At 60.5% G+C, this 12,778-nt stretch carries 12 protein-coding genes and 1 other RNA gene; 9 read left to right on the forward strand and 4 right to left on the reverse strand.

Going from position 1 to position 12,778, the window contains the following annotated elements; translation table 11 throughout:
- Positions 1–127: 127 nt before the first annotated feature.
- The 4 genes from AC1DWG_RS08840 to AC1DWG_RS08855 form a co-directional block, all read right to left on the reverse strand.
- Complete coding sequence (locus tag AC1DWG_RS08840; protein WP_477753047.1) at positions 128–706, reverse strand: BON domain-containing protein; 579 nt, start codon at positions 704–706, stop codon at positions 128–130.
- Positions 703–1,296 (reverse strand): phosphoheptose isomerase, encoded by a 594-nt coding sequence (locus AC1DWG_RS08845; protein WP_477753048.1) that lies wholly within the window; start codon positions 1,294–1,296, stop codon positions 703–705. The genes AC1DWG_RS08840 and AC1DWG_RS08845 overlap by 4 nt, the downstream gene beginning before the upstream one ends.
- Positions 1,297–1,400: 104 nt before the next feature.
- Positions 1,401–1,763, reverse strand: a complete 363-nt coding sequence (locus AC1DWG_RS08850) for a YraN family protein (RefSeq protein ID WP_477753049.1) — start codon at positions 1,761–1,763, stop codon at positions 1,401–1,403.
- The gene (locus AC1DWG_RS08855) at positions 1,763–3,574 is read right to left on the reverse strand and encodes a penicillin-binding protein activator (RefSeq protein ID WP_477762651.1); all 1,812 of its coding nucleotides are present in this window, start codon (positions 3,572–3,574) and stop codon (positions 1,763–1,765) included. The genes AC1DWG_RS08850 and AC1DWG_RS08855 overlap by 1 nt, the downstream gene beginning before the upstream one ends.
- A 177-nt stretch (positions 3,575–3,751) precedes the next feature.
- On the opposite strand from AC1DWG_RS08855, the gene rsmI reads away from it, so the two are divergent.
- The 9 genes from rsmI to mraY all read left to right on the forward strand — a co-directional run bounded on the left by rsmI (position 3,752) and on the right by mraY (position 12,777).
- Positions 3,752–4,657 (forward strand): 16S rRNA (cytidine(1402)-2'-O)-methyltransferase, encoded by a 906-nt coding sequence (gene rsmI / locus AC1DWG_RS08860; RefSeq protein WP_162130270.1) that lies wholly within the window; start codon positions 3,752–3,754, stop codon positions 4,655–4,657.
- 75 nt (positions 4,658–4,732) lie between these two features.
- An RNA gene (gene rnpB, locus AC1DWG_RS08865) (RNase P RNA component class A) lies at positions 4,733–5,086 on the forward strand.
- Between the two features lie 357 nt (positions 5,087–5,443).
- Positions 5,444–5,899 carry a division/cell wall cluster transcriptional repressor MraZ gene (gene mraZ / locus AC1DWG_RS08870; RefSeq protein ID WP_221731512.1) on the forward strand — a complete coding sequence of 152 codons (456 nt, stop codon included), beginning with the start codon at positions 5,444–5,446 and terminating at the stop codon, positions 5,897–5,899.
- On the forward strand, positions 5,896–6,843 hold the full coding sequence (gene rsmH / locus AC1DWG_RS08875; protein ID WP_477753051.1) for a 16S rRNA (cytosine(1402)-N(4))-methyltransferase RsmH: 948 nt from the start codon (positions 5,896–5,898) through the stop codon (positions 6,841–6,843). Before mraZ ends, rsmH begins: the two co-directional genes overlap by 4 nt.
- Positions 6,840–7,133: a cell division protein FtsL gene (gene ftsL, locus AC1DWG_RS08880; RefSeq protein WP_223458993.1), complete on the forward strand. Its 294-nt coding sequence runs from the start codon at positions 6,840–6,842 to the stop codon at positions 7,131–7,133. Before rsmH ends, ftsL begins: the two co-directional genes overlap by 4 nt.
- Positions 7,133–8,872 (forward strand): peptidoglycan D,D-transpeptidase FtsI family protein, encoded by a 1,740-nt coding sequence (locus tag AC1DWG_RS08885; RefSeq protein ID WP_223459011.1) that lies wholly within the window; start codon positions 7,133–7,135, stop codon positions 8,870–8,872. The genes ftsL and AC1DWG_RS08885 overlap by 1 nt, the downstream gene beginning before the upstream one ends.
- Positions 8,872–10,335, forward strand: coding sequence for a UDP-N-acetylmuramoyl-L-alanyl-D-glutamate--2,6-diaminopimelate ligase (locus AC1DWG_RS08890; RefSeq protein ID WP_477753052.1), 1,464 nt, complete (start codon positions 8,872–8,874; stop codon positions 10,333–10,335). Before AC1DWG_RS08885 ends, AC1DWG_RS08890 begins: the two co-directional genes overlap by 1 nt.
- The gene (locus AC1DWG_RS08895) at positions 10,328–11,695 is read left to right on the forward strand and encodes a UDP-N-acetylmuramoyl-tripeptide--D-alanyl-D-alanine ligase (RefSeq protein ID WP_477787665.1); all 1,368 of its coding nucleotides are present in this window, start codon (positions 10,328–10,330) and stop codon (positions 11,693–11,695) included. Before AC1DWG_RS08890 ends, AC1DWG_RS08895 begins: the two co-directional genes overlap by 8 nt.
- On the forward strand, positions 11,695–12,777 hold the full coding sequence (gene mraY / locus AC1DWG_RS08900) for a phospho-N-acetylmuramoyl-pentapeptide-transferase (protein WP_108214916.1): 1,083 nt from the start codon (positions 11,695–11,697) through the stop codon (positions 12,775–12,777). The genes AC1DWG_RS08895 and mraY overlap by 1 nt, the downstream gene beginning before the upstream one ends.
- Position 12,778: the final 1 nt, after the last annotated feature.

The following is a 12,778-nucleotide window of genomic DNA, read 5'->3' on the forward strand; positions in this document are numbered from 1 at the left end:
CTTCACCACCTTCAAACGGGTAGGAGCTGCCGAAGGCTGCGATCTTTTGATTTGGCTTTTTAAGATCAAAAGATCGCAGCCTTCGGCGGCTCCTACACCGCGTGCAGATAGGTAAGCGGTGTGCAGATCAGTCGATGTACTCAAACAGCTTCACAATCTTCTGTACGCCGGAAACGCCTTGCACCAGGTTGGTCGCCTGCGCAGCTTCCTGTTTGGTCAGCAGGCCTAGCATGTAGACAATGCCGTTTTCAGTGACGATCTTGATGCGCGAACCGGGGATGTTGGCGTCGGCGAGCATCTGGGCTTTGATCTTGGAGGTCAGCCAGGTGTCGTTCTGACGGGCCAGGAAGCTGGAGGGTGGCAGGACCTGCAGCTCGTTGTGCACCTGCTTCACGCGCTGGACCGCGGCGGCGGCCTGTTCGGCCTTGGCCTTGAGGTCTGCGCGTGGCGTTTGCCCGGCGAGCAGCACGACGCCGTTGAAGCTGGTGACGACGATGTGCGAGTCCTTATCCAGGGCTGGGTCGGCCTTGGCGACGTTCACGCCAACCTTGGTGTCGATCAGGGAGTCGTCGATCTTGCTGCCCAGTGTGCGGGTGCCACGGTCATCTTCAATCGGTGCTTCACGGCTGGCAGTCACCACCGAGGTGCAGCCACTGATGCCGAGGCACAGGGTCAAGGCCAGAAGGCCCAGGCGATTAGGGGTCATTCTTCACTCCCGAATATTTGGCTGTCGATCAAATCGCAAAGGCAATGGATCGCCAGCAGGTGGACTTCCTGAATGCGTGCAGTGACGTTGGCCGGTACGCGAATCTCGACGTCCTCGGGCAATAGCAGTGACGCCATGCCGCCGCCATCACGACCGGTCAATGCTACGACAATCATTTCGCGATCATGTGCGGCCTGGATCGCTTGAATTATGTTGGCCGAGTTACCGCTGGTGGAGATAGCCAGCAACACATCGCCCGGTTGGCCGAGTGCGCGGATCTGCTTGGAGAAGATTTCGTTGTAGCTGTAGTCATTGGCGATCGAGGTGATCGTCGAGCTGTCGGTCGTCAAGGCGATGGCTGGCAGGCTCGGGCGCTCGCGCTCAAAGCGATTGAGCAGCTCGGACGAGAAGTGCTGGGCGTCGCCGGCAGAGCCGCCGTTACCACAGGAAAGCATTTTTCCTTCGTTGAGCAGGGCGTTGACCATGACCTGGCTGGCTTGCTCGATGTGCGGTGCAAGTACTTCCATCGCCTGTTGCTTGGTGTCGATACTGGCCTGAAAAAGCTGGCGAATTCGGGATTGCATGTCCATCTGTGTGACCTTAAGTGGCGCGGCTGTTCGGCACATGAATGTGCAGCCCGCAAAGCAAAGAGCAAAAGTGTTCGGTGATAGTGTCCGGTTCGCACTGCCGGCGATCAGCCGTCGAAGGCATTCTGTAGCCAGTTCAACTGATCGAGGTTGCTGTCGATGGCAATCACGTCGAAGCGGCAAGGGAAATTGGCCCAGCGCGACTCGCGCTGAAGAAAATATTGCGCGGCGAAAATCAGTTTTTGCCGTTTGCGCTCATCGATGCTGTCGAGCGCGCCACCCCATTGAGTGTTTTTTCTGTAGCGGACTTCAACGAATACTACTGTATCGCCATCTAGCATGACCAGATCAAGCTCGCCGCGTTTACACAACCAGTTCTGCGCCAGCAGGCGCAGACCCTGTTGTTGAAGATGCTCGAGCGCATGGCGCTCGGCATCCTTGCCGCTTTGCTGGCGTGACCTGTCGGGCATCAGCGAGCGGTGTCCGGCAGGCGCTGAACCTGGCCATTGGCGAACTCGGCCCATGGCAACTGGCGCACGACTCGCTGGCTCTGAGACATGCCAAGGCTGCCCGATTCACCGTCGATGCGGCTGTCTGGCAGTGACTTGAGCTGGCCCAGGCGTGGCGCCAGGCGATAGGCGTCCACACCCATGGCATACAGGCGCCCCAGGCTGCCGGCGGCTTGTGGCCACTGGGCGGTGACCTGGCGGCGCAGTGGATCATTGGCGTCCAGCAACCATGGCGTCTCGCAGAAGCGAATGCCATTCATGTCGTTGTACTGGTTGACGTCACCGCTGGCGCTGAACACGTGGGAGGTGGCGTAGACCGGCACATCGCCTGCGTACTGGAAGTTCAGGGTCGGTTTGATCTGCTGGGCCTGTTGCGGTGTTGCGGCGAGGAAAATGAACTCGATGTCCTGGCGGCGCGATGGCTGGGCAGCTACTTGCGAGCCAACGGTGCTTTGCAGGCTCTTGGCGCGACCTTCGCTCTGACGCAGCTGGAACATGTCGGCAATCTGCTGGGCCAACTGGACCGGTTGATCGACGCGTTCGGTGGCGACGATGGTGCCGCCATTGGCTTGCCAATCCTGGCTGAATGCCTTGAGCACGCGGTCGCCCCATTCACCTTTCGGCACCATGATGGCTGCGCGATGCAGGCCGTCGGCGCGAGCGCGGCGCGACACTTCGCGAGCTTCGTCTTCAGCGGCAAGACCGAACTGGAACAACTGCGCCGGACCCTGATCGCCTTCGCTATAGTTCAGCGCGAGTGTGGTGATCGGCAATTGCGGGCGAGCGCTCAGCTGTTTGACCAGCGGCTTCTCCAACGGGCCGACGACCAGTTGCACGCCATCGGCCTGGGCCTTGCGGTAGAACTCGTCCATGGAGGTCAGGCGCGAGCTGTCATAGAACTCGATGGCGGGTGGTTTCTGCCCGGCCTGTTGGGCCTGGTAGTGAGCAGCCATGAAGCCGTCGCGCAGTGCCTTGCCGACCGAGGCCAGCGGGCCGTCCTGAGGCAGCAGCAGGGCGATCTTGCTCAGGGGCTGGCTGGCCAGTTCCTTGAGTTGGGTCAGTGGCTGCGGCAATTGAATGGCTGCCGGGTGTTTCGGGTTCTGCGCGCGCCATTTGTCGATGGCGGCTTGTTGCTGCTCCAGGGTGCCGGCGGATTTCACGGCCAGCGCGAGGGCCATCCAGCCGCCGAGATCGTCGGTGGTGTTCGGTTGCAATTGCTCGGTCGGCAGCGAAGCGATCAGGACCCAGATGGCTTCGTGGTTTTTGCTCGCGGCCTCACCTTTTAGCATCGGGGCGATGAAAATGCGCTCCCGAGCAGCGGCGAGGGTCTGGCCATCGGCTTCAAGTGCACGGGCGTGAACGGTGCCGGTGCGGACCTGTTGTTCGATGGGCAGTTCGCTCAAGCGTTGCATGCTCGGATGGCTCAAGGCCGTCAGCGCGGCCTTGGGCTGGTTGCGGGTCATGGCCAGTTCAGCCGCCAGGGTGCTGGCGAAAACCTGTGGGCCCGGCTTGAGCTGTTCGATCGGAACCTGTTGCAGGATTTGCGCGGACTGGCCGGCATTGCCCTGGCGATAGGCCAGGTCGGCAGCGCTCAAGCGCAGCAGGGCGGCATCTTCCGGTGATTTGCTTTGGGAGGCCTTCTCAAGCAGTTGCTCGATACTGGCATCCGGTGTCCGTGGAAGTTCGCCAAGGCTGGAGGAGGGCGAGCTGGCGCAAGCCGCCAGCAAGGCAGCGAGGCAGAGGGCAGATAACAGCCGCAGGCAAGCGATCATGTAAGCGTTCCTGATACTCGATCAAATTAGCGTGGAATTGTACCCAAGCACTGGCCGGGGCGCGATGTTACTGGTGTGAATCGATCAATTTAGCTGGTGTAAATGTTGCGCCAGCGCACAAACAGTCGCCGAGACCTCCATTGGTTGCGCGTATCGTGAACCTCGCTACGCGCTACAATGGCGACTTTTACCGATCATGAGGTGTGCGCTTTGACTGCTCCAGGTGCTTTGAATTCCGCTGCTGGCTCGCTTTATGTGGTGGCGACGCCCATCGGCAACCTGGATGACATCAGTGCGCGGGCGCTGAAGATTCTCCGTGAAGTGGCCTTGATCGCCGCGGAAGACACCCGTCATTCCCAGCGTTTGATGCAGCACTTCGGCATCTCGACGCCATTGGCGGCCTGCCATGAGCACAACGAGCGGGATGAAGGTAGCCGCTTTATCACTCGCCTGCTTGCCGGTGACAACGTGGCGTTGATCTCGGATGCCGGGACGCCGCTGATTTCCGATCCGGGTTATCACCTGGTGCGGCAGGCCCGGGCGGCGGGCATCAATGTGGTACCGGTTCCGGGTGCCTGCGCGTTGATTGCCGCGCTGTCGGCAGCAGGGCTGCCTTCCGATCGATTCATTTTCGAAGGTTTTCTGCCGGCCAAGGCGGTGGGGCGGCGTGCGCGTCTCGAACAGGTAAAGGAAGAACCTCGCACCTTGATCTTCTATGAGGCCCCACATCGCATCCTGGAGTGCCTGCAAGACATGGAACTGGTGTTCGGTCCCGAGCGCCCGGCGCTGCTTGCCCGTGAGCTGACCAAGACGTTTGAGACTCTCAAGGGGCTGCCGCTGGCTGAGCTGCGCGAGTTTGTCGAGTCGGACAGCAATCAGCAGCGCGGCGAGTGCGTGGTGCTGGTGGCGGGCTGGTCTGCGCCCGAGGAGGAGGGCGCCGTCAGCAGTGAGGCGATGCGCATCCTCAACCTGTTGCTCGAAGAAATGCCGCTCAAGCGAGCGGCGGCTTTGGCGGCGCAAATCACCGGCGAACGAAAGAATGTGCTGTACCAGATCGCGCTGGATCAGCAGAAGGGCGAGTAAAACCCGACGCACAGGCGTGCTCAATGGCGCTTGGCGCTTGTTCTTCGGGCGCTGTGCCGGTAACCTTCGCGGCGGAGAGTCGATCGGACAGTCGCTGCCCTCTATGAAAATTAGGGGGGGGAGGAAAGTCCGGGCTCCATAGGGCGAAGTGCCAGGTAATGCCTGGGAGGCGTGAGCCTACGGAAAGTGCCACAGAAAATAACCGCCTAAGCGCTTCGGCGCCGGTAAGGGTGAAAAGGTGCGGTAAGAGCGCACCGCACGTCTGGCAACAGTTCGTGGCTAGGTAAACCCCACTTGGAGCAAGACCAAATAGGGTCCCAAGGCGTGGCCCGCGCTGGGACCGGGTAGGTTGCTAAAGATGTCCAGTGATGGCCATCGTAGACGAATGACTGTTCAAGACAGAACCCGGCTTACAGATCGACTCTCCACCTTTTTCTTTCCTCTGCTTGAATCATTGAGCAGGGGGGGCAAGTGATAGCAATTTCCCTCCTTACACAATCATCAGCAGAACCTCTTTTGTAATACCAAAAAAATCTTACTCTTAATAAATCACTTTAACTTTCGAACGCAGCCTTCTGTGCTGATTCAAGTTATCGATCAGTTTCATCTGCCGGATTCTCGTTGCCTCTCCGTTAATGCTCCTAAATCTCAGTTCTGTAAGGGTTTTCCTTTGCTCCGCGCCTTGACGGTGTGGTGGGCGCATTCCTATAGTGTGCGCAAGTGGCGGAAAGTGGCATGAAGTGGGTTTTTTGAACTCAAAACGCTAGAATTTGGAGAAACGCTGACGTGTTTCGCGGAGCCAACGCTATCAGTCTCGATGCAAAGGGCCGTCTCGCAATGCCGAGCCGGTACCGTGACGAGCTCGAATCGCGCAGTTCCGGTCAATTGATCGTGACAATTGATGCCGTTGATCCTTGTTTGTGTGTTTACCCCCTCGATGAGTGGGAAATTATTGAAACCAAACTGCGCGCACTGCCTTCGCTTCGCGAAGAGAACCGCCGCCTGCAACGTTTATTGATTGGTAATGCCGTCGACCTCGAGCTCGATGGCAGTGGTCGTTTTCTGGTTCCGCCGCGTCTTCGTGAATATGCCAAGTTGGATAAGCGCGCGATGTTGGTAGGCCAACTGAACAAGTTCCAATTGTGGGACGAGGATGCCTGGAACGCGGTTTCTGCCGCTGACCTGGCTGCCATTCAACAACCGGGCGCGATGCCTGATGAACTGCGTGATTTGATCCTGTGACTATTGATAGCGGCTTTAACCACATCACCGTACTGCTTGACGAAGCCGTCGAGGCTCTCGCCGTACGTCCTGATGGCTGCTATCTGGACGGCACGTTCGGGCGCGGCGGACACAGCCGGTTGATCCTCAGCCAGCTCGGTCCCGATGGTCAGTTGCTCGGATTCGATAAAGATCCACAAGCGATTGCCACCGGGCAGACGCTAGCGGCCGAAGACGGCCGCTTTGTCGTTGTGCAGCGCAGCTTTGCCGAGCTCGGTTCGGAAGTCGCCGAACGCGGGATGAACGGCAAGGTCAGCGGCGTATTGCTGGATCTAGGCGTGTCTTCGCCACAGCTCGACGACCCTGAGCGCGGCTTCAGCTTCCTCAACGACGGCCCGCTGGACATGCGCATGGATCCGTCCCGTGGCATCAGCGCCGCCGAATTCGTCAACACCGCGCCCGTGGAAGAAATCGCACGGGTGTTCAAGGAATACGGCGAAGAGCGTTTCTCCGGCCGCATGGCCCGTGCCGTGGCCGAGCGCCGAGACATCAAGCCATTCGAGCGCACCGGTGACTTGGCAGAAGTCCTGAAGGTTGCCAACCCGGCATGGGAAAAGGGCAAAAACCCTGCAACCCGTGCGTTCCAGGGCTTGCGCATTCACGTAAACAACGAGCTGGGTGATCTGCAGACCGGCCTCGAAGCCGCGCTGGAGTGCCTGGAAGTGGGCGGTCGCCTGGTGGTGATCAGCTTCCATTCGCTGGAAGACCGTATCGTCAAACTGTTCATGCGCAAGCTGGTGAAAGGCGAAGCCGACAACCTGCCGCGCAACCTGCCGGTTCGGCATGTCGCCTTCGAACCGAAAATCAAAGTCCATGGCAAAGCGCAGACGGCCTCCGACGCCGAACTCAAAGCCAATCCACGTTCCCGTAGTGCTGTCATGCGTGTGGCGGAGAAGCTGCGGTGAGCAAGCTTTTCGCCAAGCCATTGCCCGGCGGAAGCTTCTTCATGCTGCTGTTGTTTGTCGGCGTGCTCGTGTCGGCCATCGGCGTGTCTTACAGCGCCCACTGGAATCGCCAGTTGCTGAACACGCTGTACAACGAATTGAGCGTGCGCGACAAGGCGCAAGCCGAGTGGGGCCGGTTGATTCTGGAGCAGAGCACCTGGACCGCCCACAGCCGTATCGAAGTGCTGGCCACCGAACAATTGAAAATGCACATCCCCGGTGCCGCTGACGTGAAGATGGTGGCGCCATGATGAAACTCGAAGGTGCACTCTTTCCTTGGCGGTTCCGCGTGGTGCTGGGTTTGCTTGGCGTCATGGTGGCCGCGATTGCCTGGCGCATCATTGACCTGCAAGTGGTCGATCGTGCCTTCCTTAAAGGTCAGGGCGATGCGCGCAGCGTTCGTCATATTCCGATTCCGGCTCACCGTGGTCTGATAACCGACCGTAACGGCGAGCCTTTGGCCGTCAGTACCCCGGTGACCACACTGTGGGCCAACGCCAAGGAAATGCAGCTGGAAAAAGACAAGTGGCCAGCACTGGCCGCAGCGCTGGGACAAGATCCCAAAGCCCTGACTGAGCGTCTTGAAGCCCAGGCCAACAAAGAATTCATTTACCTGGTGCGCGGGCTGACGCCTGAGCAGGGTCAGGCCGTGCTCGACCTGAAGGTGCCGGGTGTCTATGGCATCGAAGAGTTTCGGCGGTTTTATCCTGCCGGCGAAGTCACTGCTCATATGGTCGGGTTTACCGACATCGACGATCACGGTCGTGAAGGCGTCGAACTGGCCTACGACGAATGGCTGGCCGGGGTCCCTGGCAAGCGTCAGGTGATCAAGGACCGGCGCGGCCGGCTGATCAAGGATGTCCAGGTCACCAAAAACGCCAAGGCCGGCAAGCCCTTGGCGTTGTCCATTGACCTGCGACTGCAATACCTGGCCAACCGCGAATTGCGCAACGCGATCATTGAGAACGGCGCCAAGGCCGGCAGCCTGGTGATCATGGACGTGAAGACCGGCGAGATTCTCGCGATGGTCAACCAGCCGACCTACAACCCGAACAACCGTCGTAACCTGCAACCGGCGATGATGCGTAACCGCGCGATGATCGACGTGTTCGAGCCGGGTTCGACCATGAAAGCGATTTCGATGAGCGCTGCGATCGAAACCGGCCGCTGGAAACCGAGCGACACCGTCGAGGTGTATCCGGGATCCTTGCAGATTGGTAAGTACACCATCAAGGACGTATCCAAGACCGAAGGCCCGGTACTCGACCTGACCGGCATCCTGATCAACTCCAGTAACGTCGGCATGAGCAAGGTTGCCTTCGACATTGGCGGCGAAACCATTTTCCGTCTCGCGCAGAAAGTCGGCCTCGGCCAGGACACCGGCCTGGGCTTCCCGGGCGAGCGCGTCGGCAACCTGCCGAACTACCGCGAATGGCGCAAGGCAGAAACCGCCACGCTGTCCTACGGCTACGGTATCTCCGTTACCGCAATCCAGCTTGTCCACGCTTTCTCGGCCCTGGCCAACAACGGTCGCCTCGCACCGCTGACCCTGATCAAGACCGACAAGGCACCGCAAACCACCCAGGTGTTGCCGGAGGCCGTCGCGAAAACCATGCAAGGCATGCTGCAACAAGTGATCGAGGCCCCGCGCGGTGTGTTCCGTGCGCAGGTGCCGGCGTATCACGTGGGCGGCAAGTCGGGTACTGCGCGTAAAACCTCGGTTGGCACCAAGGGCTACGCCGAGAACTCCTACCGTTCGCTGTTCGCCGGCTTCGGCCCGATGAGCGATCCGCGTTACGCCATCGTGGTGGTGATCGACGAGCCGACCAAGGCCGGTTACTTCGGTGGCCTGGTTTCCGCGCCGGTGTTCAGCCGTGTGATGTCGGGCACTCTGCGCCTGATGAACATTACGCCGGACAACTTGCCACCTACTCAACAAGCGAACGCAACACCGGTCGTTCCGCTGAAAGCCAATGGAGGGCGCGGCTGATGTCTCTGAGCCTGAACAAGATTTTCCCTCACGCCGGCCACGATCTGCTGATTCGCGAACTCGCCCTGGACAGCCGCAATGTGCGCGCGGGTGATCTGTTCCTCGCCGTGCCAGGCGGGAAATTCGATGGGCGCGCGCATATTGCCGACGCCTTGCAGCGCGGTGCGGCTGCGGTGGCCTATGAAGTAGAAGGCGCCACGATCCTGCCGATCACTGAAGTGCCGCTGATTCCGGTCAAAGGCCTGGCGGCTCAACTGTCGGACATCGCCGGGCGTTTTTATGGCGAGCCGAGTCATCACCTGAACCTGGTGGGCGTAACCGGCACCAACGGCAAGACCAGCGTGACGCAATTGGTCGCCCAGGCACTGGACCTGCTCGGCCAGCACTGCGGCCTGGTCGGCACACTCGGTTGCGGTTTCTACGGCGCGCTGGAAAGCGGCCTGCACACCACGCCGAATCCGATTGCCGTGCAAGCGACCCTGGCGGACCTGAAGAAGGCCGGGGCCAAAGCCGTGGCGATGGAAGTGTCTTCCCATGGCCTGGACCAGGGGCGCGTGACGGCATTGGCCTTCGATGTGGCGGTGATGACCAACCTGTCCCGCGATCACCTGGATTACCACGGCACCATGCAGGCTTACGGCGAAGCCAAGTCCAGGCTGTTTGCCTGGAATGACTTGAAATGCCGCGTGGTCAACCTCGACGACGAGTTCGGCCGGCAACTGGCTGCCGACAAGTGCGAATCGCGGCTGATCACCTATAGCCTGGAAAATTCCAGCGCTTACCTGTATTGCCGCCAGGCGCAATTCGACGACGAAGGCGTGCGCGCCACACTGGTCACGCCGCAGGGCGAGCACCTCTTGCGCAGCACCTTGCTCGGTCGCTTCAACCTGAGCAATGTCCTGGCGGCGGTCGGCGCGTTGCTCGGTCTTGATTACGCCCTGGACGAAATCCTCAAGGTGCTGCCGCAGCTTGAAGGCCCTGCCGGTCGCATGCAGCGTCTGGGCGGTGGTTCGCAGCCGCTGGTGGTGGTCGATTACGCCCACACCCCGGATGCCCTGGAAAAAGTATTGCTGGCCCTGCGTCCACACGCCAAGGGCCGGTTGCTGTGCCTGTTCGGCTGTGGCGGCGACCGCGATCGCGGCAAGCGCCCGTTGATGGCCGAAGTGGTCGAGCGCTTGGCTGATGGCGTGCTGGTGACCGATGACAACCCGCGTACTGAAGACCCGGCAGTGATTTTCGATGACATCCGCGCCGGTTTCACGGCTGTGGATAAAGTGGAGTTCGTTGCCGGTCGTGGCCAGGCGATTGCCCAACTGATTGCCAGCGCTTCGGTGGATGACGTGATTGTCCTGGCCGGTAAAGGTCACGAGGACTATCAGGAAATCAACGGCGAGCGTCATGCCTTTTCCGATCTGGTCGAGGCCGATCATGCCTTGACCGCGTGGGAGGTGGCCCATGCTTAAGGCCTTGAAACTGAGCGAACTGACCGGTGCGCTGAATGCTCGCCTGGTGTCCGCCGATGCCAGTTTCGACGGTGTCAGCATCGACAGCCGCGCAATCAAGCCCGGTCAACTGTTTATCGCGCTGGCCGGTCCGCGCTTCGATGGTCATGATTATCTGAATGAAGTCGCCGCCAAGGGTGCCGTGGCCGCGCTGGTCGAGCGTGAAGTCGCCGACAGCACGCTGCCACAATTGCTGGTCAGCGACACTCGCCAGGCCCTGGGCCAGTTGGGCGCGCTGAATCGCGCCGCCTACACCCATCCGGTCGCGGCCATCACCGGTTCCAGCGGCAAGACCACGGTCAAGGAAATGCTTGCGAGCATCCTGCGCACCCGTGGCCCGGTGCTGGCGACCCGTGGCAACCTGAATAATGACCTCGGCGTTCCGCTGACCCTGCTCGAACTGGCGCCGGAACATGCCGCTGCGGTGATCGAGCTGGGTGCCTCGCGCCTGGGCGAAATTGCCTACACCGTGAGCATGACCAAACCCCATGTGGCCGTTCTCAATAACGCCGGGACCGCCCACGTCGGTGAGTTCGGCGGTCCGGACAAAATCGTCGAAGCCAAGGGCGAGATCATTGAAGGGCTGGATGCCGATGGCGTCGCCGTTCTCAATCTCGACGACAAGGCATTCGGTATCTGGAAGGCGCGCGCCGGTGACCGCAACGTGCTGACGTTTGCGTTGAGCAACACCAGCGCCGATTTCCATGCCAGTGACCTGGCCACCGATGCTCGCGGCTGCCCGGCGTTCAACCTGCACAGCCCTGAAGGCTCGGAGCGCGTTCAACTGAACCTGCTCGGCACCCACAACGTCGCCAATGCCATGGCTGCCGCCGCTGCCGCCCATGCCCTGGGTGTGTCGCTGTTCGGTATCGCCGCCGGCCTTGGCGCGGTGCAACCGGTCAAGGGTCGCACCGTTGCGCAATTGGCCAGCAATGGCATGCGCGTGATCGATGACACTTACAACGCCAATCCCACCTCCATGTGCGCTGCCGTTGATATACTGGCCGGCTTTTCCGGTCGCACCGTCCTGGTGCTCGGGGAGATCGGCGAGTTGGGCGAATGGGCGGAGCAGGGGCACCGCGACGTGGGCGAGTACGCCCGTGGCAAGGTTTCTGCGCTGTACGCCGTCGGGCCAATGATGGCTCACGCCGTGAACGCATTCGGTCCACAGGCTTTTCACTTCAGCACGCAGGCTGAGCTGATCAAGGCCCTGGACGCCGAACAAGACACAAACACCACCATTTTGATCAAGGGGTCGCGCAGCGCTGCGATGGAAAACGTCGTCGCCGCCTTGTGCGGGTCCAGTCTGGAGAAACATTAATGCTGCTGCTGCTAGCGGAGTATCTGCAACAGTTCTACAAAGGCTTCGCGGTCTTCCAGTACCTGACCCTGCGCGGGATTCTCGGTGTACTGACCGCGCTGGTTTTGTCGCTGTGCTATGGCCCGTGGATGATCCGCACCCTGCAGAACCGTCAGATCGGTCAGTCCGTTCGCAATGACGGCCCGCAGTCGCACCTGTCCAAATCGGGTACACCGACCATGGGCGGCGCACTGATTCTGTCGTCCATCGGTGTCAGCACCCTGCTTTGGGCTGACCTGAGCAACCGTTACGTCTGGGTCGTACTGTTGGTGACCCTGCTGTTCGGCGCCATCGGCTGGGTCGACGACTACCGTAAGGTCATCGAGAAGAACTCCCGCGGGCTGCCAAGCCGCTGGAAGTATTTCTGGCAGTCGGTATTTGGTCTGGGCGCAGCGATCTTCCTGTATGTGACCGCCGCCACGCCGGTGGAAACCACACTGATCCTGCCGATGCTCAAGGACTACAGCATTCCATTGGGCGCCGGCTTCATCGTCCTGACCTACTTCGTGATTGTCGGTTCGAGCAACGCGGTCAACCTGACCGACGGCCTAGACGGCCTGGCGATCATGCCGACGGTGATGGTGGGCGGCGGCCTGGGCATTTTCTGCTACCTGTCGGGTAACGTGAAATTCGCCGAATACCTGCTGATTCCTTATGTGCCGGGCGCCGGTGAACTGATCGTGTTCTGTGGCGCGTTGATCGGAGCAGGCCTGGGCTTTCTGTGGTTCAACACCTATCCGGCACAAGTCTTCATGGGCGACGTCGGCGCACTGGCGCTGGGCGCGGCCCTGGGCACCATCGCAGTGATCGTCCGTCAGGAAATCGTTCTGTTCATCATGGGCGGCGTGTTCGTGATGGAAACCCTGTCCGTGGTCATTCAGGTTGCCTCTTTCAAACTGACCGGTCGCCGCGTATTCCGCATGGCGCCGATCCACCACCACTTTGAACTCAAGGGCTGGCCCGAGCCGCGTGTGATCGTCCGTTTCTGGATCATCACCGTGATTCTCGTGCTGGTCGGCCTTGCCACCCTGAAGCTGAGGTAGA

Source organism: Pseudomonas sp. P4_B3 (assembly GCF_056402295.1).

Bases quoted from the DNA above. Each gene is read 5' to 3' on its own strand.
- AC1DWG_RS08840 (WP_477753047.1), bottom strand. From the start codon at position 706: ATGACCCCTAATCGCCTGGGCCTTCTGGCCTTGACCCTGTGCCTCGGC.
- AC1DWG_RS08845 (WP_477753048.1), bottom strand. From the start codon at position 1,296: ATGGACATGCAATCCCGAATTCGCCAGCTTTTTCAGGCCAGTATCGAC.
- AC1DWG_RS08850 (WP_477753049.1), bottom strand. From the start codon at position 1,763: ATGCCCGACAGGTCACGCCAGCAAAGCGGCAAGGATGCCGAGCGCCAT.
- AC1DWG_RS08855 (WP_477762651.1), bottom strand. From the start codon at position 3,574: ATGATCGCTTGCCTGCGGCTGTTATCTGCCCTCTGCCTCGCTGCCTTG.
- rsmI (WP_162130270.1), top strand. From the start codon at position 3,752: ATGGCGACTTTTACCGATCATGAGGTGTGCGCTTTGACTGCTCCAGGT.
- AC1DWG_RS08885 (WP_223459011.1), top strand. From the start codon at position 7,133: ATGAAACTCGAAGGTGCACTCTTTCCTTGGCGGTTCCGCGTGGTGCTG.
- AC1DWG_RS08890 (WP_477753052.1), top strand. From the start codon at position 8,872: ATGTCTCTGAGCCTGAACAAGATTTTCCCTCACGCCGGCCACGATCTG.
- AC1DWG_RS08895 (WP_477787665.1), top strand. From the start codon at position 10,328: ATGCTTAAGGCCTTGAAACTGAGCGAACTGACCGGTGCGCTGAATGCT.
- mraY (WP_108214916.1), top strand. From the start codon at position 11,695: ATGCTGCTGCTGCTAGCGGAGTATCTGCAACAGTTCTACAAAGGCTTC.